This window comes from Filimonas lacunae, from assembly GCF_002355595.1.
In the GTDB taxonomy this organism is placed as follows: Bacteria; Bacteroidota; Bacteroidia; order Chitinophagales; family Chitinophagaceae; genus Filimonas; species Filimonas lacunae.
Genome location: NZ_AP017422.1, coordinates 7265110 through 7291012, shown reverse-complemented (window position 1 = coordinate 7291012; position 25903 = coordinate 7265110). Strand labels below are relative to the sequence as shown.

Annotated in this window: 25 protein-coding genes; 6 read left to right on the top strand and 19 right to left on the bottom strand. The window is 43.2% G+C overall.

Annotated elements, in window-relative coordinates; all coding sequences use genetic code 11:
• Positions 1–45: 45 nt before the first annotated feature.
• Together pheS and prfA are read right to left on the bottom strand one after the other, a co-directional pair.
• Positions 46–1077, bottom strand: coding sequence for a phenylalanine--tRNA ligase subunit alpha (pheS, locus tag FLA_RS28965; RefSeq protein WP_197705836.1), 1032 nt, complete (start codon positions 1075–1077; stop codon positions 46–48).
• A gap of 36 nt (positions 1078–1113) precedes the next feature.
• Positions 1114–2181, bottom strand: coding sequence for a peptide chain release factor 1 (prfA, locus tag FLA_RS28960; protein WP_076376927.1), 1068 nt, complete (start codon positions 2179–2181; stop codon positions 1114–1116).
• Between the two features lie 110 nt (positions 2182–2291).
• Between prfA and FLA_RS28955 the strand changes: the two genes are divergently transcribed.
• The gene (locus tag FLA_RS28955; RefSeq protein ID WP_076377410.1) at positions 2292–3446 is read left to right on the top strand and encodes an amidohydrolase family protein; all 1155 of its coding nucleotides are present in this window, start codon (positions 2292–2294) and stop codon (positions 3444–3446) included.
• Positions 3447–3451: 5 nt separating this feature from the next.
• Here the strand turns inward: FLA_RS28955 and FLA_RS28950 are convergent, their stop codons facing one another.
• Positions 3452–4312, bottom strand: coding sequence for an aldo/keto reductase (locus tag FLA_RS28950; protein WP_076376925.1), 861 nt, complete (start codon positions 4310–4312; stop codon positions 3452–3454).
• A 154-nt stretch (positions 4313–4466) separates the two neighbouring features.
• Here FLA_RS28950 and FLA_RS28945 point away from each other — a divergent pair, with 154 nt between their 5' ends.
• A complete protein-coding gene (locus tag FLA_RS28945) occupies positions 4467–5150 on the top strand; it encodes an OmpW/AlkL family protein (protein WP_076376923.1) in 684 nt (227 codons plus the stop codon).
• A 46-nt stretch (positions 5151–5196) separates the two neighbouring features.
• On the opposite strand, the gene FLA_RS28940 is transcribed toward FLA_RS28945, so the two are convergent.
• Both FLA_RS28940 and FLA_RS28935 read right to left on the bottom strand, forming a co-directional pair.
• Positions 5197–5853, bottom strand: coding sequence for an NAD(P)H-binding protein (locus FLA_RS28940; RefSeq protein ID WP_076376921.1), 657 nt, complete (start codon positions 5851–5853; stop codon positions 5197–5199).
• Between the two features lie 18 nt (positions 5854–5871).
• Positions 5872–6360 (bottom strand): DUF1543 domain-containing protein, encoded by a 489-nt coding sequence (locus FLA_RS28935; RefSeq protein ID WP_231940354.1) that lies wholly within the window; start codon positions 6358–6360, stop codon positions 5872–5874.
• A 107-nt stretch (positions 6361–6467) separates the two neighbouring features.
• Here FLA_RS28935 and FLA_RS28930 point away from each other — a divergent pair, with 107 nt between their 5' ends.
• Entirely contained in the window at positions 6468–6854 is a 387-nt protein-coding gene (locus tag FLA_RS28930; protein WP_076376917.1) for a hypothetical protein, read from the top strand.
• Complete coding sequence (locus FLA_RS28925) at positions 6851–7630, top strand: dienelactone hydrolase family protein (protein WP_076376915.1); 780 nt, start codon at positions 6851–6853, stop codon at positions 7628–7630. The genes FLA_RS28930 and FLA_RS28925 overlap by 4 nt, the downstream gene beginning before the upstream one ends.
• Before the next feature lie 14 nt (positions 7631–7644).
• Here FLA_RS28925 and FLA_RS28920 read toward each other — a convergent pair whose 3' ends face one another.
• Together FLA_RS28920 and FLA_RS28915 are read right to left on the bottom strand one after the other, a co-directional pair.
• The gene (locus FLA_RS28920) at positions 7645–7893 is read right to left on the bottom strand and encodes a hypothetical protein (protein WP_076376913.1); all 249 of its coding nucleotides are present in this window, start codon (positions 7891–7893) and stop codon (positions 7645–7647) included.
• Between the two features lie 14 nt (positions 7894–7907).
• Positions 7908–9761: a gamma-glutamyltransferase family protein gene (locus tag FLA_RS28915; protein WP_076376911.1), complete on the bottom strand. Its 1854-nt coding sequence runs from the start codon at positions 9759–9761 to the stop codon at positions 7908–7910.
• Positions 9762–9949: 188 nt separating this feature from the next.
• On the opposite strand from FLA_RS28915, the gene FLA_RS28910 reads away from it, so the two are divergent.
• Positions 9950–10342, top strand: coding sequence for a YkvA family protein (locus FLA_RS28910; RefSeq protein ID WP_084206068.1), 393 nt, complete (start codon positions 9950–9952; stop codon positions 10340–10342).
• Between the two features lie 38 nt (positions 10343–10380).
• Here the strand turns inward: FLA_RS28910 and FLA_RS28905 are convergent, their stop codons facing one another.
• The gene (locus tag FLA_RS28905; RefSeq protein WP_076376909.1) at positions 10381–10878 is read right to left on the bottom strand and encodes a DinB family protein; all 498 of its coding nucleotides are present in this window, start codon (positions 10876–10878) and stop codon (positions 10381–10383) included.
• 79 nt (positions 10879–10957) lie between these two features.
• Complete coding sequence (locus tag FLA_RS28900; protein ID WP_076376907.1) at positions 10958–11569, bottom strand: hypothetical protein; 612 nt, start codon at positions 11567–11569, stop codon at positions 10958–10960.
• 125 nt (positions 11570–11694) lie between these two features.
• Here FLA_RS28900 and FLA_RS28895 point away from each other — a divergent pair, with 125 nt between their 5' ends.
• Complete coding sequence (locus FLA_RS28895; RefSeq protein ID WP_076376905.1) at positions 11695–12540, top strand: hypothetical protein; 846 nt, start codon at positions 11695–11697, stop codon at positions 12538–12540.
• A 172-nt stretch (positions 12541–12712) separates the two neighbouring features.
• Here the strand turns inward: FLA_RS28895 and FLA_RS28890 are convergent, their stop codons facing one another.
• The 10 genes from FLA_RS28890 to carB form a co-directional block, all read right to left on the bottom strand.
• On the bottom strand, positions 12713–13294 hold the full coding sequence (locus tag FLA_RS28890) for an NUDIX domain-containing protein (RefSeq protein WP_076376903.1): 582 nt from the start codon (positions 13292–13294) through the stop codon (positions 12713–12715).
• 11 nt (positions 13295–13305) lie between these two features.
• Positions 13306–13920, bottom strand: coding sequence for an HD domain-containing protein (locus FLA_RS28885; RefSeq protein WP_076376901.1), 615 nt, complete (start codon positions 13918–13920; stop codon positions 13306–13308).
• Positions 13921–13993: 73 nt separating this feature from the next.
• A complete protein-coding gene (locus FLA_RS28880; RefSeq protein WP_076376899.1) occupies positions 13994–15112 on the bottom strand; it encodes an AAA family ATPase in 1119 nt (372 codons plus the stop codon).
• Entirely contained in the window at positions 15081–15791 is a 711-nt protein-coding gene (locus FLA_RS28875) for an RNA ligase family protein (RefSeq protein WP_076376897.1), read from the bottom strand. Before FLA_RS28875 ends, FLA_RS28880 begins: the two co-directional genes overlap by 32 nt.
• Before the next feature lie 168 nt (positions 15792–15959).
• Positions 15960–17480, bottom strand: coding sequence for a c-type cytochrome (locus FLA_RS28870; protein WP_076376895.1), 1521 nt, complete (start codon positions 17478–17480; stop codon positions 15960–15962).
• Positions 17481–17522: 42 nt separating this feature from the next.
• Positions 17523–18371: an SDR family NAD(P)-dependent oxidoreductase gene (locus FLA_RS28865; protein ID WP_076376894.1), complete on the bottom strand. Its 849-nt coding sequence runs from the start codon at positions 18369–18371 to the stop codon at positions 17523–17525.
• 94 nt (positions 18372–18465) lie between these two features.
• A complete protein-coding gene (locus tag FLA_RS28860) occupies positions 18466–19671 on the bottom strand; it encodes a DUF1028 domain-containing protein (protein WP_076376892.1) in 1206 nt (401 codons plus the stop codon).
• A gap of 228 nt (positions 19672–19899) precedes the next feature.
• The gene (locus FLA_RS28855) at positions 19900–23322 is read right to left on the bottom strand and encodes a polysaccharide deacetylase family protein (RefSeq protein WP_076376890.1); all 3423 of its coding nucleotides are present in this window, start codon (positions 23320–23322) and stop codon (positions 19900–19902) included.
• Between the two features lie 63 nt (positions 23323–23385).
• Entirely contained in the window at positions 23386–24123 is a 738-nt protein-coding gene (gene recO, locus FLA_RS28850) for a DNA repair protein RecO (RefSeq protein WP_076376888.1), read from the bottom strand.
• Positions 24124–24198: 75 nt separating this feature from the next.
• A complete protein-coding gene (carB, locus tag FLA_RS28845) occupies positions 24199–25791 on the bottom strand; it encodes a carbamoyl-phosphate synthase large subunit (RefSeq protein WP_231940353.1) in 1593 nt (530 codons plus the stop codon).
• Between the last annotated feature and the right edge of the window lie 112 nt (positions 25792–25903).

Below are 25903 nucleotides of genomic sequence, written 5' to 3'. Positions count from 1 at the left end.
GTATTGATTGAATACGGAACTGTTACTATAGAGAGTTTATTGTATTTATACGCCACCCGTAAACTGATCCAGGAACCTGACATCGTTTTGCGAATACAAACGAAGATCGTTTACACGGTATTTCAACTGGCAGATACGCTCCATGCCCATACCAAACGCAAAGCCTGTGTATTTGCTGGAATCAATGCCAAAATTGTCGAGCATTTTAGGATGCACCATACCACAGCCCAATATTTCTACCCAGCCGGTATGTTTACATAAAGAACATCCTTTACCGCCACACACCGTACAGCTGATATCCATTTCGGCACTAGGCTCGGTGAAAGGGAAGTAAGAAGGACGGAAACGTATTTTCACATCTTTACCAAACATCTCCTGCACAAAGAAATACAGGGTTTGTTTTAAATCGGCAAAGCTTACATGCTCATCAATATACAAACCTTCTACCTGGTGGAAGAAACAATGCGCACGGGCGCTGATGGTTTCGTTACGGTATACACGACCGGGGCAGATGATGCGGATAGGTGGCTTTTGTTTTTCCATGACCCTTGCCTGCACACTGCTGGTATGCGTACGCAGTACCCAATCGGGATTTTGCAGAATATAAAAGGTATCCTGCATGTCACGCGCCGTGTGGTTTTCGGGCATGTTCAACGCAGTGAAGTTGTGCCAGTCGTCTTCAATTTCCGGACCTTCTGCTACAGCAAAGCCCAGCCTTTTAAAAATGGAAACAATCTGGTTACGAACAATGCTGATAGGATGACGGCCACCTACATTTACAGGGGCGCCAGGTAAAGTCCAGTCGAAGTCAACACCGGCAGATGCACCAGCATCAGCGGCAGCACCTTTCAGGCTTTCCCATTTTTCTTCTGCCAGTTGTTTCAGGTCGTTCATTACCTGGCCAAAGTTTTTCTTCTGGTCGTTGGGAATGTTTTTCATTTCACCCATCAACCCTTTGATAATGCCTTTGGTACCCAGGTATTTAATACGGAATTGTTCTGCTGCATCGCTATCCGAACCGGTAGCAGCATTCATTTCCTGTTTCAGTTGCTCAATCTGTTGTAACAGTTGTTCCATGTAATGAATATAATAAGTTCTATAGAACCAGTATTATTAATTATTCTGTTTGCTCATCTTTTCTGCGTTCTCAGCTATCTGCAACGCTTCAATAAACTCTTCAATTTCACCATTCACTACAGCATCCAGATTGTAAGAAGTTAAACCAATACGGTGATCGGTTACACGTCCCTGCGGCCAGTTGTAAGTACGGATTTTAGCACTACGATCGCCGGTGCTAACCAGGGTTTTACGCTGGCGGGCAATTTCATCTTCCTGCTTGCGCACCTGCTCTTCGTACAGCTTGGTACGCATCATTGTCATGGCCTTTTCGCGGTTACCCAGCTGGGTACGCTCGGTCTGACAAATAACAACCGTACCGGTAGGAATGTGGGTAAGCATTACCTTGGTTTCTACCTTGTTTACGTTTTGTCCACCCGCACCACCGCTTCGGGATGTTTCCATTTTAACATCAGCAGGGTTCAGTTCAAAATCCACTTCTTCCGCTTCGGGCATTACCGCCACGGTAGCAGCTGAGGTGTGCACACGGCCCTGGGTTTCGGTGTTAGGTACCCGTTGAACACGGTGCACACCACTTTCAAACTTCAGTGTTCCGTACACGTCTTCACCGCTCACTTCCACCATCACTTCCTTATAACCACCTACAGAGCCTTCACTTTCACTCACTATAGCTGTTTTCCAGCCTTTTTTAGCGCAGTAACGCAGGTACATGTTCAACAGGTCGCCGGCAAACAAAGAAGCTTCGTCGCCACCGGTTCCTGCCCGTATTTCCAGCACCGCATTTTTATCATCCTGCGGATCTTTCGGTATCAATAATTTGGTAAGATGCTTTTCCAGCTGCACTTTTTTCTCTTCCAGCTCCGGCAACTCCATCTTTGCCAGTTCGCGCAGTTCTTCGTCGTTACCATTCAGCGCATCTTTGCTGAAATTGTAATCATCCATCACCCTGCGATATTCTTCGTAAGGCTGCACAATTCTTTCCAGCTGGCGGTATTCTTTACTTTGTCTACCAAACTCCTTCTGGTTATTAATAATTTCAGGGTTGGTCAGCGCAACACCTATTTGTTGAAAACGTGCCTTAATAGCATCTAACTGGTCTAACATCTTGTATGGTTTACCTCCTTATGCGGCAACAGGTAACCTGGCATCCGCCTAAAGTGGCGGCAAAATTAAGTGTTTTCGCCCGCATGCAGCGTGTCATGTACCTTTACAGCATGGCATATTTAAAATTTCAGGGGGAAGGCCTGTTTAATGGCCGCGAAATTTTACCCGCAAACCAGGTATTGATTACCAACGAGAAAGGAATAGTCGAAGATATTATAGCTGATTCTGAGGCGGGAGCCGATGTTCAACACGTAAACGGAATACTTTCGCCAGGCTTTGTTAACACCCACTGCCACCTGGAATTAAGCCATATGAAAGCGCTTTTACCTGAAAAAACCGGGCTGGTGGCTTTTGTTACCGGTGTAATGCAACACCGGAACTTTTCGCAGGAAACCATATTGGAAGCCATAGCCGCCGGCGAGCAGGAAATGTGGGATAACGGCATTGTAGCGGTAGGGGATATTTGTAATACCACCCACACCGTTGCGCAAAAAAGCTTACACCGCCTTCATTACCATAACTTTATAGAAACAAGCGGTTTTATTCCCGCTTCGGCCAATACCCGATTTGAACAGGCTGTGCAAACCTATAAGGCTTTCCCTGCCGTTCACAGCTCTATTACCCCTCACGCACCTTACTCAGTATCGCCGGCTCTTTTTGAGCTGATAAATGAACATTCTGCCGGCAAGGTAATTTCGGTACATAATCAGGAAACCCCGGATGAAGATGCACTTTTCCTGGATGGCATTTCCAGCTTCAGGCAATTATATAGTATGCTGGGGGCCGATATTTCCTTTTACCAACCCCCTGGCTGCACTTCTATACAATGCTGGCTACCTAAAACAGATAAACCCAACCAGGTATTGCTGGTCCATAATACCTGCACCACGGAAACAGACATCCGGTTTGCTCAACAACTGGCAGCAGGCCGGCAACAAACGCTTTACTGGACGCTTTGTCCCAATGCCAACCTGTATATTGAAAACAGGTTGCCCCACGTGGATCTTTTGGTGAAACATCAGTGCGCCATTACCGTAGGCACCGACAGCCTGGCCAGCAATTGGCAATTAAGCATACTGGCTGAGCTGCAAACCCTGCGCACTCATTTTACAGAAATTCCATTGGAACAACTGCTTCAATGGGCCACTTTAAACGGTGCGCAAGCATTGCAGCTGGCACACACATTGGGCAGCTTTGAAAAAGGCAAGCAACCCGGTGTGTTATTATTGGATAAAAGACTGGAAAGTGTAAAACGGTTGTTATAACCGTTTTACATACCCGCTATTTTTTGCAGCACCACCATTTCTTCTTCGTTTAACATCACCTCTGCTGCCTGTATATTTTCTTCCAGGTGTTTTACACTGGAGGTACCCGGAATCAGCAATATGTTGGGTGAATAATGCAATAACCAACTGAGCGCCAGCTGGTGCAGGCTTACTCCTTTTTTGGCTGCAAACTCCTCCAGCCTGGACAATTGTTTAACATTGCCACCTCCTAAAGGATACCAGGGAATAAAAGCAATACCACTATCATTACAATATTGCAGTTCTGCTTCCCACTTCCGGTTATCGAAGCTGTACATGTTTTGTACAGATACCACCTCTACATATTCCTGGGCTTTTAAAATATCAGCCACTTTTACCTCAGACAGGCCAATATGTTTAATCAACCCATCTTCCTGGGCTTTTTTCAAAAAAGTCAGTGAATCTTCAAAAGGAACATGAGGATCTATACGATGTAGTTGGTACAGCTCAATACTATCCAGTCGCAAACGTTTCAGACTTCCCTCTAATGCTTTACGCAAATGATCGGGATGTGCATTAACGGGCCATTCATCCGGCCCCGTGCGGGTAAGCCCACCTTTGGTAGCGATAACCAGGCTGGCATGATAAGGATATAATGCTTCGGCAATCAGCTCTTCCGATACATTGGGACCGTAACTGTCTGCTGTATCAATAAAATTTACACCTAGCTCTACCGCACGTTGTAACACCCGTATCGCTTCTTCTTTATCGGCCGGCGGCCCCCATATTCCCTTGCCCGTTATACGCATAGCGCCAAAACCCATACGGTTAACAGTAACACCACTTTTTAGCGTGTAGGTCCTTTTGAACGAAGTAACTGTGTTCATATATTTTGTATTAAAGTGTTTGCCTGTTCATTTACTCAAATAACACGTAACGTTCCATAACAACAGATGATAAAAGTCATTTGTTCAACTGCTATTTGTCATTTAACAACATGTAGCACCCTGCTAGCTTTGCAGTATCAACAAAACATCATTTATGAAAAAACTATTCATCGTTGGTTGTTTACTGGCAAGTTCATTCCATGTATTTAGCCAAAAAAGCAACGAATGGAGAGTAAGGCTACGTGGCTTAGGAATTGCTCCGCAGGAGAGCGCCAAAATTGGAGTGATTGGCGGAGATATCAACATTAGCACTGCTTATATTCCCGAACTGGACTTTACTTATTTCTTTACCAAAAACATGGCAGCTGAATTAATACTGGGTACCTCTAAACACAACCTGCACACCACAGGCTCTGACCTATCTGCCATTGGCGGCCCCAACAAGGCCAATGTAGACCTTGGTAGTGTATGGCTGTTACCACCTACATTAACTGTGCAATATCACCTGCCTTTTAAATGCGGCTTAAAGCCTTATGTAGGTGCCGGTGTTAACTACACCATTTTCTATAGCAAAAACAGTGGCTCTGTGGTGAAAAACATTTCTTACGAAAACAAATTCGGCTTTGCCACACAACTGGGCATAGACTACGACATCAGCAAAAAGTTATACCTGAATATAGATATAAAGAAGATATTCCTGAAAACCAATGCAACCGTAGATGCGTCTAATTTAACGCCTGCTGAAAGCCCCGAATTAAGCCCGGTGCTGGCAGGTATTGGAGCAGACACCAAAATAAACCCCTGGGTGGTTGGTATAGGTATTGGTTATAAATTTTAGAATAATGTGAGAGGCAACAAAAGGGCATTCCGGAAGGGGTGCCTTTTTATTTAGCAGCAGCCAGGGCAAATAACGCATTGTTTTCGTAAATAGTAACACCAGCTTTTGCGGCAACCGCCACCTGCATCATAGCCCGCGCCACCTGTGCACCCGAAACAGGCTTGTACTTTTTAAAGATGCCAATAGCATTAAAAGCTTTCACCAGCATTACGCTCAGGTTTTCGCCGCCCCGTTTGTTTTTGCGTGCTCCATACAATGGTCCTGGCCTTACAATAGAAGTGCTGGCAAAAGGCAACCTGCTTACCCCTTCATCCAGCTGACCTTTCATTTGTGCATAGAAGAAGCGGGATTCAGTATCAGCTCCAATAGAAGACACCAGCACATAAACAGGTACATTGTTTTCAGCTGCTATAGATGCTACTGCAAACTGGTAACTATAATCCACACGATATTGTGCATCTTTTCCACCAGCCTGCTTCATAGTTGTACCCAGGCAGGAGAAAAGTACATCCCCCTGCACTTCCTGCTTCCATAATTGTGGCTTTCCAAAGTCAATAACATGTTCTTCCAGTTTTGCATGCGTAATGCCCGCCGATTTGCCTACCAGTATCTTTACTTTTTCAAAACGGTTATCATCCAGTAGCAAATGCAGTAACTCATTACCAACCAAACCTGTAGCTCCGATTATAATAGCAGTTTTCATATATGTAGTTACAACGTATCAAAAGCTGTTTAGTTTAAAATACCCCAGGTGTATCTCGTCTTCCGGTAAAGCCTCTTCTTCTTTTGTAATGTAAAGGCGGTATTTTTCTTTACAGAACTGGGGCAAAATATCTTCAACTGCATAAATATCATCAACATCTACCCCGTATTTATCATCTACATGGGCCGATGCACTATGCCTGAAAAATGTAGTTTGTTTGGCCTCTTTTATGGCACTGTTTTTATCACTTGCTATAGAAAGTACCTTATAATGAAATTCTTCAAACTCACCAGCCTTGTAACCACCCAGGTTGAGAAAAAAGAGCTTAGTGCTGCTTTCGGGCTCCATAATATTTACCGATGGAGCAGGCAACACCGTTACCCGGTACCCGCTTACCAGGTTCACTTCACGCCAGGCATCGATATGTATACCTTCTTCGCCCTCCGGCCAGAAAGTTTTTATAGCTGGAACCAGCTCTTTTATAGAACTACCTATAGCAAAAAACATATCATGCTGTTCTGTATGTCGGCCAGCTGGTTTACATCCCAGTAAAAACATAAACAATTTTACCCCTTCCATGCCATGTTGTATTACCAGTAAAACTATACTTTAATATGCTACTGCACACACAAATTATATGGCTGTTTTTGCTGGCTCTGCCGGTGGCCTGCATTGCCTGGACCATCACCCATGAAGAAGTATTTTTAGAGCCCCGGCAATACTGTATTGAAAGAAGCAGGAAAAGCCGAACATTATGGCAGCGCAAGTTGTTTTACCTATTCACCTGTGAATACTGTTTTAGTCATTATGTGGTGATATTCATACTGCTGTTGTCCGATTTTCAGTTGCTATTAACCGGATGGCGTGGTTATATTATTGCAGGCTTTTCGCTGGTATGGATAGCCAACATGTACATGAGCTTGTTTGCCTGGTTACGCACCAGTTTGAAAAAGGAAAGAACGGAGATTTCTATCGAGGAAAAAAAACTGGAAAAATTATGAAAAAGATTATTTCCATATTGGCCGTTGCTATCGGGTTGCTACGCATGCAAAACGTTACCGCACAAGGATATGATTTTTCCTATCAGGATAACAATACCACACTCAAAGGTTATTACTGCAAACCCAAAGCAAAGGGGGTTAGCAAAATACCCGGCGTTATTATTCTGCATGCGTGGACAGGCATCACCGACCACGAAAAAAACACCGCTTCTATACTGGCTCAATACGGTTATCATGCACTGGCCGCAGACATCTATGGCAGTAAAGACCAACCCGCTAACACCAAAGAAGCAGGAGCCGTTTCTGCCAGGTATAAAAAAGATTATGTTACTTATCAATCACGCATTCGGGCAGCCATCAACGCATTGATAAAACAAGGTGCGGATGCTGACAATATTGTGATAATAGGCTATTGCTTTGGCGGCACCGGCGCACTGGAAGCTGCACGGGGCGGCTTACCCGTAAAAGGAGTAGTGTGTGTACATGGGGGATTAGGCAAAGATAGTTCACGTAATAATATACCTATAAAACCTGCTGTATTGGTGTTGCACGGCGCAGACGACCCACACGTGTCAGAGAAAGAGATAAAATCATTTCAGCAGGAAATGCGCAGCAGCAAGGCCGACTGGCAAATGATATACTTTGCGAACGCAGTACACGCATTTACCGACCCTGCTGCCGGCAACGACAACAGTAAAGGAGCTGCCTATAATAAACAAGCCGATGAACGCAGCTGGCAATACCTGTTACAGTTTTTGAAAGAGGTGTTTCAGTAGTTAGCCCTCGCCCATTATGCATGAAAAAGTGCTATGATAATAGAGCCCCCGATCAGGAAAGACACACCAACTCCTAATAACAATCCTATCCCTGCTTCACTCTTCCTGTTTATTACCAGCAATACCACACCCAGCACCAGTTCTGCAATCGGTGCCGTATATTCCAATACACCTATCACTGCTTTTTGATAGGCGAGTATTAATAACACCAGGTTAACCGCGACAGCCGCCAATGCTACTATCAGTATTTTTCTAACTTTCATTTATTGTATCTTAATTACCATGCTATACCATAATCCTCACCATGATTACTGGAACCACCCCAGAAGCTTCCATGTTTCCAATCGAAATAAATAGCATTAACAGGACCGGATGTTCTGGACTCATACCGGGCATGATATCCCATCTTTTGCAGTTGTTTACGCACTTCTTCCGGCGTAGTTACATTTAACAGGATAGACCCCGGCTTAGGTTTTCTGTCTTCTCCACCTAAGGAAAGATATAATTGATCGGTATTGATATTAGGCGCTTCGGTAGCCTGCTGCACCGTCATACCAAATTCTACCATATCCAGGAAAAACTGTAGTAGGTTCTGATCTTGTGTATCGCCGCCCTGTACCGCAAAAGACAGGAATGGTTTGCCATCTTTTAAAGCAAGTGTAGGTGTTAACGTTACCCGCGGTCTTTTACCAGGCTCTACTACGTTGAAAGGATTTAACGCAGCATCCAGCACAAAGCTTTGCATACGCTGACTCATGCCCACACCGGTATGCCCTGCAATACAGGCCGGCACCCAACCGCCACTGGGCGTAATAGATACCACCCAACCGTCTTTATCGGCAGCTTCTACCGAAGTAGTACCACGCCACTGCTTATCCAGGTATATATCATCTACCGGCTTATCGGATACTGCATAGGTTTTATGCAGCAGATCGAGGTAAGGATTGGTTTCACCCTGGAAAGGATAGGGATCGCCCGGCGCTACTTTAGCATCATTTTGCAAAGTATCCATGGTAGCGGAACGTTGTTTGGCATAAGCTTTTGACAGCAAACCTTTCATAGGCTCTGCCGGAGGAAAATACGGATCGCCATAGTAAAAGTCCCTGTCGGCAAAAGTCATGTTCATGGTCTGGTACAGCGTATGGATGTATTTTGTGGAGTTAAAGCCCATCGCTTTCAGATCGAAGTTTTCCAGGATATTCAGTGATTGTAACAACATGGGCCCTTGTGTCCATTGCGGAAGTTTGTACACATCAATACCACGGTAGTTTACAGTCAAAGGTTCTTCCTGTAACACTTTCCACTTAGCCAGATCGTTCAGGGTAATTAAACCACCCTGCTCCTGGCAACCTCTTACAAATTCTTTGGCAATATCCCCTTTGTAAAAGCGGTCGTAAGCGGCATAGATAGCTTCTTTACGGCTTTTTCCTTTTTTCAGGGCCACCTGTTCTGCATCTACCATTTTTTGCAAAGTGGCCAGTAATTCCAGCTGCTTAAATATTTCACCCGCTTCCGGTGCTTCGCGCTGTTCACCTGCATGCGGCAGAAACACCGATTTGGAATAGGGCCATTCTTTTATCTTGTCTTTATTCTTTTCTATGGCATTAGCCGTTTGTGCTTCAATAGGATAGCCTTCTGCCATTTGCATGGCAGGCGTTAATACCTCTTTTAAGCTCATGGTACCATATTCGGCCAGCATAGTACATAAACCGCCCGGCGTTCCGGGAGTTACAGCAGCCAGTGGCCCATATTCCGGTGGCCAGTTCATGCCTTTATTTTTGAAAAACGAAGCAGTGGCACCTGTTGGCGCTACGCCCATGGCATTGATTCCTATTACCTTTTTGGTTTTAGGATTATAGATAAGCGCCTGGGTTTCGCCCCCCCAGCTTAATACATCCCACATGGTGCAGGTGGCTGCCAGCATAGCACAGGCAGCATCTACCGCATTACCCCCTTTTTGAAAAATAGCGGAGCCGGCTGTTGCAGCCAACGGCTTACCGGTAATTGCCATCCAGTTTTTACCATGTAACGGTGGCTTTTGTGTTTGTGAAGGCTTAAACTGAGGAGGTTGGGCAGTTACCGATACACCGGCTAACACTGCTGCCAGCAATAAACTAGTTTTCTTTCTCATGACAGATCAAAGGCGCATTTACACCCTTTGAATAAAGATACTATATACCCGGAATGGAAGAGGTTGCTAACAGAATTAATCGGTTAATGCCAACACTGCAGCCCGCCAACGCATGCTCCATTGCGGGGCACGATTTTTCTTATCTTTAAAACATACTGAATAGCCTTTCCATCATCAAATACTAAAACTTGGCAAAAGGAAGCTTTATAGGAGGAAAATTGCGCCTGTTGAAACAGGATACCCTGGTGTTATATTTTGCACTGCGTCACCCATTAACACCATTGTTACCCAAAGTGGTGGCAGCACTCACCCTGTTATACCTGGTAAGTCCCTTAGACATTGTTCCCGATGTTATTCCTTTTTTCGGTTACCTGGACGATTTGCTGATTGTGCCGTTTTTTATCAACACCTCTGTCAAACTACTTCCCGCGCAAGTAAGGATAGAGTGTGCGGAAGTTGCACGGAAACGGGCACGCAGGTTAACATTAGTTTTTACCCTGTTTATCGTATGCCTGCTGTTGTTGATGGTGTGGTTATTTATACTAACATGGCAGGCATTACATTCTTTGTTTAACTGGTAAAAAAACAGCCGGCTGCAAACAACCAGCTGTTCAGCTATTTAAAATTTAGGTTCATCTGCACTAGGACCATAACTTCCCGGAATAGGTACATTCAACAGGCGCAGGTAAACACCTAACTGCGCCCTGTGATGTATTATCTGGCTCAACACCATTCTTAAAACGGCTACCTTGGGTTCGGCACTGTAAATATCTTTACCGTTACGAAGCGTCCATATATCAGATAGCACCTCATCAGAAGCTTTTGCCAGCTGTTCTTTTGCTTCCATCAACATCCGTTCAAAATATTCCAGTAATGCCGGCGTATTGCTGATCGTTTCTGGCTGGTAAGCATTGGTAGCAAAATCCAACTCGCTTGTATGCAACACCATACCTATCCATGATGGCAATTCGGCAATATGCACAGCCAGCCGCTGAATAGTCATGCTTTTTTCATGTGGCTGCCAGTCGTATTTGTCGTTAGGAATGCGTGATAACATTCTACGGGTGGTGGTGCCTTCATGTGCCAGCTGCTCCTGCATAAATTGAATGATAGTCATAGTATTGTTTGTTTTATCATACAAAGTAACCACCGCAGACTGACAACCCTATGTCAGTGCTTTTTGTCTTTTTTTTAATTTATACGCGGGTAGCACTGGCAGGCACACGTCCTTCTAAAAACTCCTGTCTTTGTGTTGTATCACCCAGCTCCATGGCAAAGTTTTCCCATTCGCCTTTGCTGTTTATTACAGCACAGTTCCAGCCACCTTCTACATCATCTTCAAACTGCCACAAAATATGGTAGCCTTCTTCATTAGAAAAACCTTCACCATCTGCCTGTAAAATACCACCTATTTTTTGCCAGATAGCCGCCTGAATAGCGGTTACAACAGGGTAGTGATTTTCTTCAAATGCCGCATCCAGTAACTGGAAAGCATAGATCACTTTTACCTTGTCAAAAAATGTATTTAACCATTTGGCGGCAGAAGCAGGTTTAAAATCTAAAATGGTTTCTTTAAACTCTTCCAGCTCTTCCAGACCAAAATCGCCCTTTTTTACCGGGTTGCGCTCTAGTTCGGTAAGCACTTCTTCCTTGTCACTTAATATTTCTATGGCAGTCCATTTTTCAGGCTTTTCATCATCTGCTACCGCAAACTTTGCGCGTAAACCATCTGCTTCCAGCGCATCCAGCAGTTCATCTAAATGAATATCAGGGTCTTTCGTACCCAATACACGTATATAGTAACTCATGCGGCTAAATTACACAAATTACGCAGGGTGCAACACGCTGTTAAATTATTAATAAAGCATATATGGGCACTTTCAACAACTGAAACCTTGCTGTACTTTCATTATACAATGCTAAAAACTCTACTATGAAAAGGCTTACTTCTGTGGCGTGCGCAATAGGTGCATTTTCTTTTGCACTTGTATCATGCTCCCGGTACCAGCTCAGTACCATCGCCAGCACTAACACTGTACGGAGCGAAGTGGATGGCCGCTTTGTACAGGAAAACGACTCTTTAAAAATTATCTATTCCTTTTATGGCGAAAATGCTCCGGTTTCTATTGAGATACACAATAAGCTGGACGAACCATTGCTGATTGACTGGCAACGATCGGCATTGACCTATAACGACAGTGCTGTTAGTTATGCAGGTAATTCTGCCAACTTAAACGCCGACATTAACAGCGCCAGCTATAATTGGGGCACCCGCTGGAGTACCAGTAACGGTAACATCAACGGCACCATTACCCTGCCGCAATACAGCGATTTTATACCTCCGCATTCTTTTGTAAAGCGAACGCCTTTGCAATTAATGGATGTGTTTGTAAATAGTATACCAGACACTGCCTTTAAAAAAGTGAAGCTACCTACTAACCAGACAGATGTACCAACGGTGAAAGGAAAGTCGGTTTCTTTTACCAAAGAGAACACCCCGCTGGTATTTAACAGCTATCTTACCATCGTCTCTAACAACTCCGACAAAAAGGTTTCTTATCAGCAACAGTTTTACATTGCAGAAATCATTAACACTAACACCAACCCCGATAACATAGCGCTGTACGATTTAAAAAGCGGCGACAGGTTTTATGTATCAGAAAAAACAGGCTATGGGAAAACGGCTCCCACGGTAGGCGCCATTGTAGCTATTGGCGCCGTAGCGGCGCTTTCGGAAAGTATAAATCACAACAACAATAATAACAACAGAAAGAATTAGTGCTGATAACCACATTGCTGTAATACAGCTTCTACCAAAAGCGGCTTTTGCGTATGAATTGGTACGCAAAAGCCGCTTTTTAATTTCAGGTATAACAATATCATCGACACAGCAAGTAAAGGCCCTCTAAAGGTTGTTTTCTTTCAAAGAGGAGAGTGTTGTTGATATGCTGTTATCCCATCAACTGATTTAGTTTAGCATATTGTAATAGCATAATGGTTTTGGCATCTTTTATCTCACCGGTAACTATCATTTCCATAGCTTGCTCTAATGTTACTTCCAGCACTTCAATTTCCTCCTGTTCATGCGCTACACCTCCACCTGCGTGTACTTTCATTCCTGCATTGTATTCGGCAACAAAAAGGTATAGCATTTCGGTAACAGAACCAGGTGAAGTATAGGCTTCCATTACCTTTTGTATATGTGTTATTTTAAAGCCAGTTTCTTCTTCCACCTCCCGTTTAGCGCATTCTTCAGGGTTGTTGGAATCTAATTTTCCTGCGCATACTTCTATCAACATGCCATCTTCATTGCCATTCACATAAGTAGGTAGTCTGAACTGGCGCGTAAGTATCACCGTTCCCTGTTCTTTGTTATATAGCAACATAGCCACTCCATTGCCTCTGTCATATGCTTCGCGCACATGCGTTTGCCAGCGGCCGTCATTTTGCTGATATTGATAGATTGCCTTTTTTAAAATGGACCAGTTATCCGAAAGTATTTCAGTAGATAGCTCTTTTACCCTGTTATTCATTGAAAGTATATTTATAAAATAGATAGCTCGTATTCCATGTTACTACGGGCCTGCTGCTCATATTGCTGAAAAAACAGCTCTGTCTTAAATATACGCTCCATCTGCAGAAAATGTTTTAAAACTTTTTTACGACCGGGTATGTATACAATATCAGGGTAGATCTTATATTCCTTACGCACTTGCTGCATATAGGTTTCGTATGCCGGCTTATCATATCCTAAAATAGCCAGATCGGCATCAGTAAACATATTGGTATCGTTGCTATCAGCTGCCGTATGCGCCTTGGTTGCCAGAATATGCTTACGGCATGCTTCTATAGTACTAGCAGGAACATTGATGTTAGTAAGCCGTTTTACCGCCAGCAAGGCACTTTTTTCTTCATTGTCTTTATTCAGCACCTTGTACACAATATCGTGGTAAAACAGCGCGAAAAATACAGCGTCGGGATTAGTGATAGCATGTTGAAACTGCTGCAGATCGCGACAGATATTTTCGAGGTGTGCCAGTGTATGATAATAACGCCCCTTTTGAGAATGCTGCTGTTCAATTTCTATCCAAAGCCCGGTTACCGTATCATCGTCTTTGGCATATTGGAGGGCAAGCGGCGTGAAAATTTGCCTGAGCATAGGATACTGTTTAATTGCATATTAAATGTAAGACAATTAAACACCCGCCACAAAGGATATGGCGGGTTATTTATTAAGCATAATATTCTACTTCGTGCGCCTCCCACAAGGCTGGCACCTCCAGTTTGCCAGCCAGTTTATCTATTACAGCAGCAGGTACCACTTCGTTCCTGCTTTTATTTTGCCCATGTAATTTATTATAAGGAACTTCTATATAAATAATTTTTACGCTGGCATCATAGGCCATAAACAGCTCTATTAACTGCATACGCATTTGCCGGGTAATGTTGGTAGCATTCCACACAAAACCGGTTTGTTTTCTTAACATTTCCCGGGCCTGCTCTTTAGCTGCCTGAATCACCTTTCCGTTTCCGTTTTTATCGGTAGCAGCGATACCCATTTCTGTACGTAACTGGTCAAGCGAAACAACAGGTTTGTCCTTATAGTGCCTTCTAACGTAACTGTCTTTTCCCGAACCCGGCAAGCCGCTCATCATAATCACTTCTGCGACAGCTGTTTTAAAAGGCTCATATCCGGTGTAGCCTTCTTGCTGCGAAAAATAATACATCCTGGCAGCAGGCGAAGGAAAATGAAAAGGAACACCCCAGCAATGATGCTCTTTACAGAACTCTTCAAAGCAGTCAATACGATACAGCAATTCCGCCTGATCGGCACAAACCCTGCCCAACACATCCGCCCTTGCCAGCAAAGCCAGCCATTGCATATTTATTTCCAGGCTGGCCATCACAACCGCCTTTACCGGATCGGGCTTTTCAAACAACCACAAAGGCAAACCATGATACCGCACCAGGCTCACCACACTTTCCCTTATAGAAAAAGGGGTATCTATCTCTTTGTATAATAGCTGCCTGGCTTTCATAGCTCCTTTTCTGGCATGCCCATGTGACGTAATACTACCATCAGGCACTGTTATCGTGGTAGTAGCCTTTTCTACATCGTGCAACAATGCCGCTGCCCATAAAATTTCCTGTTGCTGTGGCAACAATTGTGCATACGTTGGTTCCTTTATCAACGCATCCAGCACCATACGGGTGTGAATGGCCACATTACCCTCGGCATGATGACGTGCATCCTGTGGTACCTCTTTCATAATAGCCACCCATTCAAATGTACGCTCCAGGTATTCCCAGCTTTTCTCTTTACCGATTGTCCACATACTTTCCTCCTTCATTTTTTAAGGAAGCCCTTTTCCAGTTGCGCGTCCAATGCACATCTGTTTTTACATGCCCTTTGCGAACATATTTAAACACATTACACGCAAAATCCTCCATTGCATAGCCTTCGGCATTTCTTGTGACAATGCCTTCCATTGTCACAGGCACTCCACTTGCTGCATCAAAAGGCATCAACATGCCACTTCCCTGTACTATTTGCTTCACTTCACTTTCAAACACTGCCTGTTGATGCGGAGGTGTCATCCTTTTTATTTCCGGCACTACCGGCAAATCAAGCATAGCAGCGTAAAACTTTGTTTCTTCCCAACCCAACCAATGTTCCCCCTCTCTCACTGCAAACACATAATAGTGATGATCAAGGTTTTTATATTCAATAGAATGCACTGCATATAGGTTTTCCACAAATACTTCCAGCACACCCAAATCATTTTTAATCAGTTGCCAGTATCGCCGTAAATCTTCGGTCCACGGCGAAGTGGTAGGTGCCGCATGAGAACGGGCAAAAACACCCAGCCTGGATAAGCAATTATTTTCTCCATCCAGCTTTTCCGTATGTACCAACTCCTTCATCGCACTTACATACTTCCAGTAATCAACAATAATTCTGTCGTCACTGGTAGTACCCGGCGAAAATGGATAATGATATGTACGGCCATATTTTCTTGAAATGGCCATGTAATATTTCTTTAGTTAAAACAATAAAAGTCACCGCCTGTCCCTGAGAAGGAAGGCTTTCATTAACATGAATATGTGTGTGACATTACATGGCTCAAAACTTACAGTGTTATTTAAAAAGTAGCAAAGGTAATTAAAAATATTTTATTGATTTGTAACATAACAACACTAAGCCCCACCTATAGGATGTTGACAATTACAAATCACCCCTTTCACTTTTTCTTTCATTCGCTCTATTTCCTTGTCCAGCGCTTTCATGTCTTTAAAGTGCTTTGTCTTTTTTACTTCGAAAGTGGCATCTTCCATTTTTAAGTTTTCCAAGTTCTTTTCTAATTCCCTTTTACTAACCTCTTCAATAGACATTTCAATCGTTTGTGTGGGCGATGTTCTAAAATATCGCTGCCCATAAAAGATCCTACCCCCTTTTTCTCCTATTGCAATAATAAAAGCATCTTTATTCATAGGCAATGAAATGTTTCCATCGACTGCATAAAAACCATAATCTACTTTGTTTTCAAGAAGTCCACCTTCTACAAATACTTTATAGGAAGGGATGACCAGATACATATTAATCACATCACTATAAACTCCTTTCTTTTTAACTACCAACTTACTATTGGCAACATCAGGCATATCCAGTATACAATCAATGTTATGCCAGCCATACGTATTAATAGTAATCTTATAATACTCAGCATTTTCATAAGGTGGCACGACTTTTTTTGTATCGATAATAACAGGCTGCACTAACAAAGAATCGACGCTTACAGTAAAAGCGGTATCGTAATTTCTATTGTACTCAACTTTAGCCCCATTTTCCTCCATGTATGCTTCCCTTTTAGCCCATAACTTCTCTAGGTATGCCAGATTAGTAGAATCTTCAGCCGCTGAAGTTTTCTTTGGAAACTCCGTCACCCCCAGCCTTTCTGTTTCTCGCCTAAAATATTTCAAAAGACATTCAATGTCATCATCAGAAAGTGAAGGGAATGTATTCATAGGCGTTTTGTTATATTCATCATAAAGACAAACAGCATAGGCACATTTTCCGCTATGAATCACAGCCTGGTTGTTTCTTATAAACTCAATTAAATGTCGCTTGTTGGGCCATCTGTTTTCCACATTAGCCAAAGCAGGCCCAGTAAGTTTTTTAGCTATTGCATGACAGGAAGCACAGTTATTATTAAATAAAAGCCGTGCGTCACAATTGGCAGTATCACTGCTTTGAAGCGATTTAGGTTCTTCCCAATCAATTCTTCCTTCTTTTTCCACCCCACTATACAACTTCATACTGGTATCAGCATACACAGCAGGCACCTCTACCTGTAACGGCTTTACAATTTTAGAAGCTTCTTTAGTAGAAATGTAAAACATACCATTGCTGCGCAATAACTCCTTACCAGACATGGTAGTAAGGCCACCGTTAAGCATATCATATAACGACAATGCTTCTTTAATAACCACTGTTACCCGCTTTCCATCAGCTTGTATACTTCCTCCCGGGATATGCACTCTAATGCCCTCTTTTGTGGTAAGTGTAGTATCCACATCTGTACTGATAGCAAAATATTGTTCGGTCAGGTTAGCAGGGGTAATCACTTGAGACGCCGGCGGCTTAGTGCTATTGTTGCAGGATGCAAAAACTATACATAGTACAGCAAGCAAGCTGTAGAAACTTTGGGCAGGTTTCATGACGAAAGGTTTAAGGTGATATTCCCAAAGTTACGGTTTCTGCTAATTGCTACCGATCAAGGCTCCATAATCCGCTGGTGTATAAAAGAATTTTGCAGCATAAGCAGCTTCTGATTGCCATTTTACTGCTTTTACTTCTTTGCCAGAACTGTTACCTACAACTAAGTATAAAGGTGGATTATCCTCTTCGGCCACATCAATAATGCCCATAGCAACCCGGCAGGTACTGGTGGCCTGCAACGCGCTAGCCTGTAGGTATTTTACATGTGAACTTTTTACAGCGTCATAAGCTTCTAAAGGACGCTTGCTGATAATTAGTGACTCCGGCACAGAAGCATGGCAAAAACTGCCAGGCGTTACCACCGTTACGTGCGCGCCAAATGCTCCTGCATCTTTATACAACACCTCTGAAAAGCCCATTACCGCATGCTTAGCGGCAGCATCAGGTGCCCAACCTATAGCAGCATTTACGCCTTCATCTGAAACGATATTGATGATATGCCCCGATTGCTGTGCCTGCAAATAAGGCATGGCTCTTCTGATAACATGTAAGGTGCCAAATACATTCTTTTCAAAGTGCCGATTGGTTTCTTTACGCAGTTGTAATGAGACACTCCGGTTAGTGCTATAGCTTCCATTATTCACCACTACATCAATGCGCCCAAAAACTTCGTTCACGCTTTTCAACACCTGTGCCACAGCACTATCAGATGCAGTATCCAGCTGTAGTGGAAGAAAAGCAGGATGGTCGTCACCTATAGTCTGTATCAGGTCGTAGATGTTGGGAGAAGTTGCCGCCACATTGTGTCCCAGCTGCAATAGTTGTTTTACAAGGCTAATGCCTAGTTCGTTGTTTGCGCCGGATATAAACCATGTTTTTTTAGTATTCATTACCCGTCTTTTGTAAATACAAAATTAAACGACGGATGAACGATTACACTTACGCTATTCAAAGCAAAAATTATAAAATTCAAAGTATTTTAGGCTACAGCCTGGCTTCCAGATTCGCAGGATCCAGCTGTAAAGAACGGGCGAAAGCACTGGCTGCATCTTTAGGATAGCCAATTACTTTGTAGCTTTTTCCCAATAAATACCAGATATAAGAATGCAAAGGATATTGTTGCAGGGTTTGTTTAGCCAGATTAATTGCTTCTGTATGTAAACCCAGGTTCTGGTACTGCTGAATGGCAGCCATCCAGTCTTTTGCAGTAAAAAAAGAGGATTGTATCAGGCCTTGCATACCAGGTGCATCTTTCAAACAATAAAACGCCGGGAGATTTTCCCGCCATTCCGGCACTTCCCGTAAAGCGCGCTGTATCCATTGCACAGCAGTGCTATCCTGATGAAGCAACAGATAAGCAGTCACAATTTTTCCATAAATGCCCGTCCACCCACTTACCAGTTTTTCACCTTCCTGCAACAGTTGTACACCTCTATCCATACGCCCTTCCCTTACCTGGTAAATAGCCTGGTTTAGCCGGATGCGCCCATAATGATAGTTGAGTAATTTTTGTAAGTCTTCAAAAGGAGTGTGGGAGTTATCTACACGAAAATCTATCTGGTTAAACCATTCATTATTACTGCCTTTTACCATTACCGCGCAGGACTGCTTACCATTTATTTGTCCTCCTGCATGTTGTCCGGCAACCAGGGCTGCTGTAAGCCTTTGTGCCAACGTTCCTTTGGTTTGTTCAAAAACAATAGCCAGGCTATCTAACACATGTGGTGCTAACTGGTTGCCCATTACCGCATATCCTTTCCCTGTTTTATGGGAGGATACCCCTTTCCAGTAAGTAAGCGTGTTGCCGGTATAAGCAAAAGAATTACCTATGCTATCGATTACACAAACCTGGCGATAGGTAGCATCTTCGTCTTTTATTAATTGCTCTTGTATAACCTGTTGAGGAGTTTTGCCTTTTTGTAGTTGTTGCAACCCTTTAATACCATAGGCGGGTTCCGTTTCGGCAATCACCGCAATAGCCCCCACACCAGGCTGGATATAAATAGTAGAGTTTCCTACATATAAGTTATTAGTAGCTACAGCAATACCCCATTCTTTTGCCTCGGCATCGTATGCAGCAATAGCAAAAGTGGCATTGATATTTTTTTCAGTAAGTAAGCTGGGAAGATTTTGGCTTTGGGCAAACAGGAACCAGGTACCAAAGAATATCAGGAGAAAAACTCTTAGCATTAGCATTGGTATTTGTTCTGGTAAATGTAGTGATGAGAGACATCTCATTAGCCAGAACACCTGCCACACATATAAAAATGGGACCTTATATAAAAAAAATTCCCTGCTATGAATAGCAGGGACTTCAACCCTAAACCCTTAAAAAACATTGTAAAGGTAGTTTTTTGTATAGTATCAAAAATACTTTTGATGTTAAAAAACTGCTTAAAAGTTTTACATTTTACGCAATTACCTCATCTGTTTCACATTACCCGTGCGCTTTAATACGCCCCAATGCTGCAATTCTCCCTTAACAGCCCTTAACAGTGAACGTATTAATACTACCATCAAAAGCCAGCGATACACCAATCTTTGAGGTAACATCCATACTAATTTCCCGGGTTTTTCGCTTTCCAGCGAAAATGCGAATAGCGCAATAGCCGCATCTACCACTGTAAATAGCAGGTAATACTTACCAATACGGGTAGCGTTTTCGGTAAATAACCCAATAATCATTAGCAAATCGGCCAATGGTGTGAAAAAGGGAATTACATACTTAAATAATAATATATCGGGAAAAGCAAGCCATCCGAGGGATTTATACCGGAAGTTAAAGGTAACATCCTTGTTTTTCCATACCGTTTGCATAACTCCAAAGCTCCAGCGGAAACGCTGTTTCATAAATTGCTTTAACGTTTCCGGCGCTTCTGTATACGCATAAGCCTTAGACTCATTGGCCACTACAAAACCCGCTTTTAGTATACGGATAGTGATGTCGCAATCTTCGGCAAGTGTATCGGTAGTAAACCCACCTGCCATAATCAGCGCATCTTTTCTAAATGCCCCAATGGCACCAGGCACCACAGTAATGGCATTGATATAGGCAAACGCTTTGCGATCAAAATTCTGACTGGTAATGTATTCAATGCTTTGCCATTTGGTAAGAATATTTACTGTGTTACCCACCTTAACTGTTCCGGACACAGCGCCCATTTGCGGCTGCCCTGGTTGTAGAGGACGCAGGAAATGTTGCATCAGCAACCCTACCGCATCCGGGCGTAGCTGGGTATCTGCATCAATACATACTACAAAATCGGCATGAGATTGATTGATACCATAGTTCAATGCAGAGGCTTTACCTCCATTAGGTTTGGTAAATACTTTTATCTGGCTGTGCCCGGCAAATGCCTGTGAAACTTTTTCATATGTACTGTCTTTACTACCATCATCAATAAACAGTATTTCGAAAAAAGGATAATCGCACAGCAACAGGTTTTGCAAAGAGCTTACTGCGTTTACTTCTTCGTTATAAGCAGGTACAATGATAGAAACAAGCGGCAGGCTTTCATTAGCTGTAGAAAGCGCCGGCAATGCGGCCAGCTTCTGCTCTTTTCGCTTTTGCAAAATGGCCAGTACTGCCATTACCAGCAGCCGGATAGTGCTTAGTATCAGGAATACAATAAAAAGCGCGAACAGAACATGGCTACCATAATAGCCGATTTGTACCAGTAAAAAATTAGATTGTATAATATCAAAACCACTGCCTTTAGGCACAGGCGGCATTAACTCGTCTTTGTTTTTGCCTAACAAATCGGCAATAGTGGTAAATGTATATCCCTTGCTACGGAAATACTTGATAATACGGGGCAGCGCTTCTACCGTATGCTCACGGGGGCCGCCGGCATCATGCAACAGAATTACATTACCTCTGTCCTGGAAACGGACCACACGATTGAAAATAGTATCTGCATTCAGATTAGGATCAATGCTTGCTTCCCAATCGTTAGGGTCAATACTTTCACCAATAGTTAAATAATTACGTGTACGACTTAATGCTACAGGCACCAGCTCTTCTATGGTTTCAGGTTCACTATCAGCATTGTAAGGCGCACGGAAAAGAATAGTGCTGCGCCCCGTTAAACACTCTAGTAACAGCCGTGTTGCATCCATTTCCAGAAAGGCACGTTGTTCACTTACACGCGCCATGTTAGGATGCGTAAAAGTGTGGTTACCTATTTCATGCCCTTCTTTAAATATTCTTTTTACTAAAGGAATATTATTCTCCGCTTCCAGGCCCACCAGGAAGAAAGCCGCCGGCACTTTATACTTAGCCAGTGTATCCAGTATTTGCTTTGTATAAACAGGATCAGGACCATCATCAAAAGTCAACACCATTTTTTTACCAATGGGTTTACCCCATTTCTGAACTACATACATAGAAGGTAAAGAATCATAATGTTCTTCACTAATCAGCATATCAATAGTATCCAGTTCCGTAGAAATATGGCCGGGCCGCGGTGTAGCTACTACATCCAGCACTTCACCTTCTCCTATATAATCTACGTCGTCAGAGCTTTCTACACGGCTAAACTCACTAAAATCAAACTTTCGTAAGGCTGCTTTGGTCATGGGCTTATCATAAAAATCCCAGATACGGCTATCCTCACTTCCTAAACGCCATAAAGCTGTTCCGGCTAACCCATACTCAGTAGCAAAGCGTAGTGTATTAAAATTAGTAGCGGCATCGGTAGCAAATACCGTGTGTGGAACATTGTTGTCATCTACATAAGAAAACTTGATATTATAAGTATTGTTATCAAAATCAGTTTCCACTTTTCGCTCACGTGCAATACTCACTGCTTCCTGGAATGTTACGTTAGCAGCTTCTTTACCCTGCGGCCAGTCGTACCCATAACCCGCAATACACAATACAATTTTATCGGAAGGCACTTGTTTAGCGATATGATCCACCGCAGCTTCAATCCACTTCTGACTGCTTACAGGCCCTGGCTGAGTGTTGGTAGAAAACTCGTCATAAGCCATTAAAAAGAGATAATCGTTATATTTTGCCAGTGTGGGATAATCATAATCTTCATTAAACACCGCCACATCCTGTGTTACCATTAAGCCTTTGCTGTGCAGACTTTCGTATAATTCCTGCTGAAACAATGCTAATGGTTCGTTTGTTTCTTCCTGCAACTCTTCAAAGTCAATGTTGATACCTTGAAAATGATTGGCTAGTAAAAACCGGGAAATATCATTAATTAAACGTGCCTTCTTGGCCGGATCGTGCAGTATACGGTGTATAACATCCCCCCTGAATTTATCTACACAAAAGTTGGTGAGCATGGGCATTACTTTAACGCCCGACTTTTTAATCAGGCTAAATGCCCTTACATCAATGTTTACAGTAAGTGTATCGGTATTGGCATCCAGGAAAAACCATTCCGGTATCACCAGGTTTACATGAGAGATATTGCGCTTTAAAGAAAAATACGATTGCGCATCCCAGGCAACATAGAAGGCAGCCCGCACCCCCAGGCTATCGCTGAATAAAGGGGAGTTTGACAAATCTAAACGTTCATTGCGTTGTCCTACACCGTTTCCCCTGTTCCATTGTTTAGTGATAAAACTACGGAAACCCCGGTATTGCTTGCCCAGCCTGGACTCTTTATAAAAGATGGGTTTATCCTGTAAAGCGCTTTTCAGTAATTCATTCCGGTCTTTCAGTTGAGGTAGGGAGGGCATGTAGGCATTATGCAGCGAGAGATACAGCACTACACCTGCAAGAATTACCAGGAATAAAACAATTCGACCGCCCCATTTGAAGCGTTGCCAGCGGCCGGGACCTTTGGTTTGAAAAATTTGCGCAGAAGGTTGTGGTTGGTTCATACGATGTGCAAGCTACACATCCCATGGATTCTACACATTAAAATTCATTTAGAATAATATTATTTATGCTAATACTTCCTGTAAAATTTCCAGGCTACGTAAAGTACCAAAATCGGTTACGTGCAATGCGATATAATGTTGCAGATTTTCCAACAAATCGCGACGGTGAAAACGCGACATATGAATATCTTCCAGATCATTATAGAATTGGATGCTGTTGATGCGGGAAGCAAAAGCTGCTGTTTCGCCACTTACAAAATAAGGATGGGTAGGTGGTTCTGCGGTAAACATACCTTCCTGCAAATCCAACACAGGCGTTCGCTTGCTAAACTCTCCTTGCAATTGAAACCCCAGTTCACTACCCAGATGCAGGGTAAAATAAATGGGAAGATTGGCCACCAGTGTATCCGCGCCTCTGTCCAGTTGTTTTAAAGTATCTTCTATCAGGTAAAACAATTCGGGGTTGGCTTCGGGCTGTTTGAGACTGTGCTGTACCACTTCAATAACATACATGGCCACTGCATTACGCACCACGTTAAAAAACACCTTATCGTATAAGTAAGCCCAGTCGTACTCCCTTATAAAGTGCAGGTGCTTGAATTCGTTATGATACACTTCCATCTGCAAAATAGCGCCGGGTTGAAACAAGCCTGCTTTACCCTGCGATTTTTTAGAAGATTGCCGTACCCCTTTTACCATATAACTCTGCAACCCGAACAACTCGGTATACACACTGGCAATAATGCTGGTTTCGCCATATTTAACCGTGCGTAATACAATGCCCTTGGTTGCGTGCGTCATATATAAGAAGAAAAGCGGATGACAACTGGTTGGCAGCTGTCATCCGCTATAAATATAATGCTTTGTGTAAATCGATTAATTTTCAAAGCTGCTGTAGAAATAAGGCGTTTTAGCCTCAAACTCAGCGCTACAGGTATCTACCATTTTGTATACACGGGTAATACCAGCTGCTTTTCTTTTCTCATACACCTGGTCATCTGTGCAATCTGTACGTAACAGTTTTGCAATCTGCTCATCGCTGAAACCGTTTTTCTTAGCGTCTTTCAGCAATTGCAGTGGCAATGTATCCAGTGTATGTGTAGCCAGTTCTTTCTCTATATCACATAATTGCTGAATCTGGTAAATGAACCAGCGGTCGATATGTGTAGCCTGAACAATGGTTTTTACAGTTACGCCTTGCATCAGCGCATCTTTGATGCGGAAAATACGATCCCACTTCGGAGTTTTGATATATTCAATCAACTCGTCTGTTTTCATCAGGCTTTTGCCATAGTAGCCTAAACCTATAGCATCGTTTTCCAGGCTCTGACAGGCTTTCTGGATAGCCTCGGTAAAGCTGCGGCCAATAGCCATTACTTCACCAACGCTTTTCATTTGTAAACCTAATGTATCATTAGCGCCTTTGAACTTGTCGAAGTTCCAGCGTGGCACTTTTACAATTACGTAGTCCAGTGCAGGCTCGAAATAGGCAGAAGTTGTTTTGGTGATTTGGTTTTTCAGTTCATCCAGGTTATAACCAATGGCCAGTTTCGCTGCTATTTTAGCGATAGGATAACCGGTTGCTTTAGAAGCCAGCGCAGAAGAACGGCTTACGCGCGGATTAATTTCAATAGCAATCAGTTCTTCTGTTTCAGGATTTAAAGAGAACTGTACGTTACAACCACCGGCAAAGTTGCCCAGATCGCGCATGATGTCGATAGCGGTGTTACGCATCAGTTGAAACGCGGTATCGCTTAACGTCATGGCAGGTGCAACCGTGATAGAATCACCGGTATGTATCCCCATTGGGTCGAAGTTTTCTACCGTACATATAATTACTACGTTATCAGCAGAATCCCGTAACAGTTCCAATTCAAATTCTTTCCAGCCTAATACTGCTTTTTCTACCAGTACTTCATGTATAGGAGAAGCAGACAAACCACGGTTCAATGCTTCATCCAACTGATCTTTACTGTGTACAAAGCCACCACCTGTACCGCCCAGGGTGAAAGAAGGACGGATTACTAATGGGAAGCCAATTTCCTGTGCAAATTCTTTGCCTTCCAAGAAGCTGTTGGCTGTTTTAGCAGGGGCAACGGGAACGCCCATCTGGATCATCCACTGACGGAATTTTTCCCTGTCTTCTGCTTTATCAATTGCTTTAATGTCCACCCCTATAAGGCGACAGTTGTACTTTTCCCAAACGCCTAACTCTTCGGCTTCTTTGGCAAGGTTCAACGCAGTTTGTCCGCCCATGGTAGGCAGAACCGCGTCAATCTGATTCTCTTCCAGAATCTGCTCAATACTATCCACAGTCAGCGGAAGCAGGTATACCCTGTCGGCCATCATAGGATCGGTCATAATAGTGGCAGGGTTACTGTTAATCAGTATCACCTTTATTCCTTCTTCACGTAAACTACGCGCGGCTTGTGAACCTGAATAATCAAATTCACATGCTTGTCCTATCACAATAGGTCCTGATCCGATAATTAGTACTGACTTAATTGAATTGTCTCTGGGCATGGTACTTGCTACTAGTGCTTTTAATGTTATTAAAGCAATTTACCCGAAAGCGGTTGTT

Bases quoted from the DNA above. Each gene is read 5' to 3' on its own strand.
- FLA_RS28915 (WP_076376911.1), bottom strand. From the start codon at position 9,761: ATGAGAAAGAAAACTAGTTTATTGCTGGCAGCAGTGTTAGCCGGTGTA.
- FLA_RS28855 (WP_076376890.1), bottom strand. From the start codon at position 23,322: ATGAACCAACCACAACCTTCTGCGCAAATTTTTCAAACCAAAGGTCCC.
- prfA (WP_076376927.1), bottom strand. From the start codon at position 2,181: ATGTTAGACCAGTTAGATGCTATTAAGGCACGTTTTCAACAAATAGGT.
- FLA_RS28875 (WP_076376897.1), bottom strand. From the start codon at position 15,791: ATGGCCATTTCAAGAAAATATGGCCGTACATATCATTATCCATTTTCG.
- FLA_RS28880 (WP_076376899.1), bottom strand. From the start codon at position 15,112: ATGAAGGAGGAAAGTATGTGGACAATCGGTAAAGAGAAAAGCTGGGAA.
- FLA_RS28945 (WP_076376923.1), top strand. From the start codon at position 4,467: ATGAAAAAACTATTCATCGTTGGTTGTTTACTGGCAAGTTCATTCCAT.
- recO (WP_076376888.1), bottom strand. From the start codon at position 24,123: ATGACGCACGCAACCAAGGGCATTGTATTACGCACGGTTAAATATGGC.
- FLA_RS28940 (WP_076376921.1), bottom strand. From the start codon at position 5,853: ATGAAAACTGCTATTATAATCGGAGCTACAGGTTTGGTTGGTAATGAG.
- FLA_RS28935 (WP_231940354.1), bottom strand. From the start codon at position 6,360: ATGTTTTTTGCTATAGGTAGTTCTATAAAAGAGCTGGTTCCAGCTATA.
- FLA_RS28885 (WP_076376901.1), bottom strand. From the start codon at position 13,920: ATGCTCAGGCAAATTTTCACGCCGCTTGCCCTCCAATATGCCAAAGAC.
- FLA_RS28890 (WP_076376903.1), bottom strand. From the start codon at position 13,294: ATGAATAACAGGGTAAAAGAGCTATCTACTGAAATACTTTCGGATAAC.
- pheS (WP_197705836.1), bottom strand. From the start codon at position 1,077: ATGGAACAACTGTTACAACAGATTGAGCAACTGAAACAGGAAATGAAT.
- FLA_RS28865 (WP_076376894.1), bottom strand. From the start codon at position 18,371: ATGAATACTAAAAAAACATGGTTTATATCCGGCGCAAACAACGAACTA.
- FLA_RS28925 (WP_076376915.1), top strand. From the start codon at position 6,851: ATGAAAAAGATTATTTCCATATTGGCCGTTGCTATCGGGTTGCTACGC.
- FLA_RS28905 (WP_076376909.1), bottom strand. From the start codon at position 10,878: ATGACTATCATTCAATTTATGCAGGAGCAGCTGGCACATGAAGGCACC.
- FLA_RS28900 (WP_076376907.1), bottom strand. From the start codon at position 11,569: ATGAGTTACTATATACGTGTATTGGGTACGAAAGACCCTGATATTCAT.
- FLA_RS28950 (WP_076376925.1), bottom strand. From the start codon at position 4,312: ATGAACACAGTTACTTCGTTCAAAAGGACCTACACGCTAAAAAGTGGT.
- FLA_RS28860 (WP_076376892.1), bottom strand. From the start codon at position 19,671: ATGCTAAGAGTTTTTCTCCTGATATTCTTTGGTACCTGGTTCCTGTTT.
- FLA_RS28930 (WP_076376917.1), top strand. From the start codon at position 6,468: ATGCTACTGCACACACAAATTATATGGCTGTTTTTGCTGGCTCTGCCG.
- FLA_RS28955 (WP_076377410.1), top strand. From the start codon at position 2,292: ATGGCATATTTAAAATTTCAGGGGGAAGGCCTGTTTAATGGCCGCGAA.
- FLA_RS28895 (WP_076376905.1), top strand. From the start codon at position 11,695: ATGAAAAGGCTTACTTCTGTGGCGTGCGCAATAGGTGCATTTTCTTTT.
- FLA_RS28920 (WP_076376913.1), bottom strand. From the start codon at position 7,893: ATGAAAGTTAGAAAAATACTGATAGTAGCATTGGCGGCTGTCGCGGTT.
- FLA_RS28870 (WP_076376895.1), bottom strand. From the start codon at position 17,480: ATGAAACCTGCCCAAAGTTTCTACAGCTTGCTTGCTGTACTATGTATA.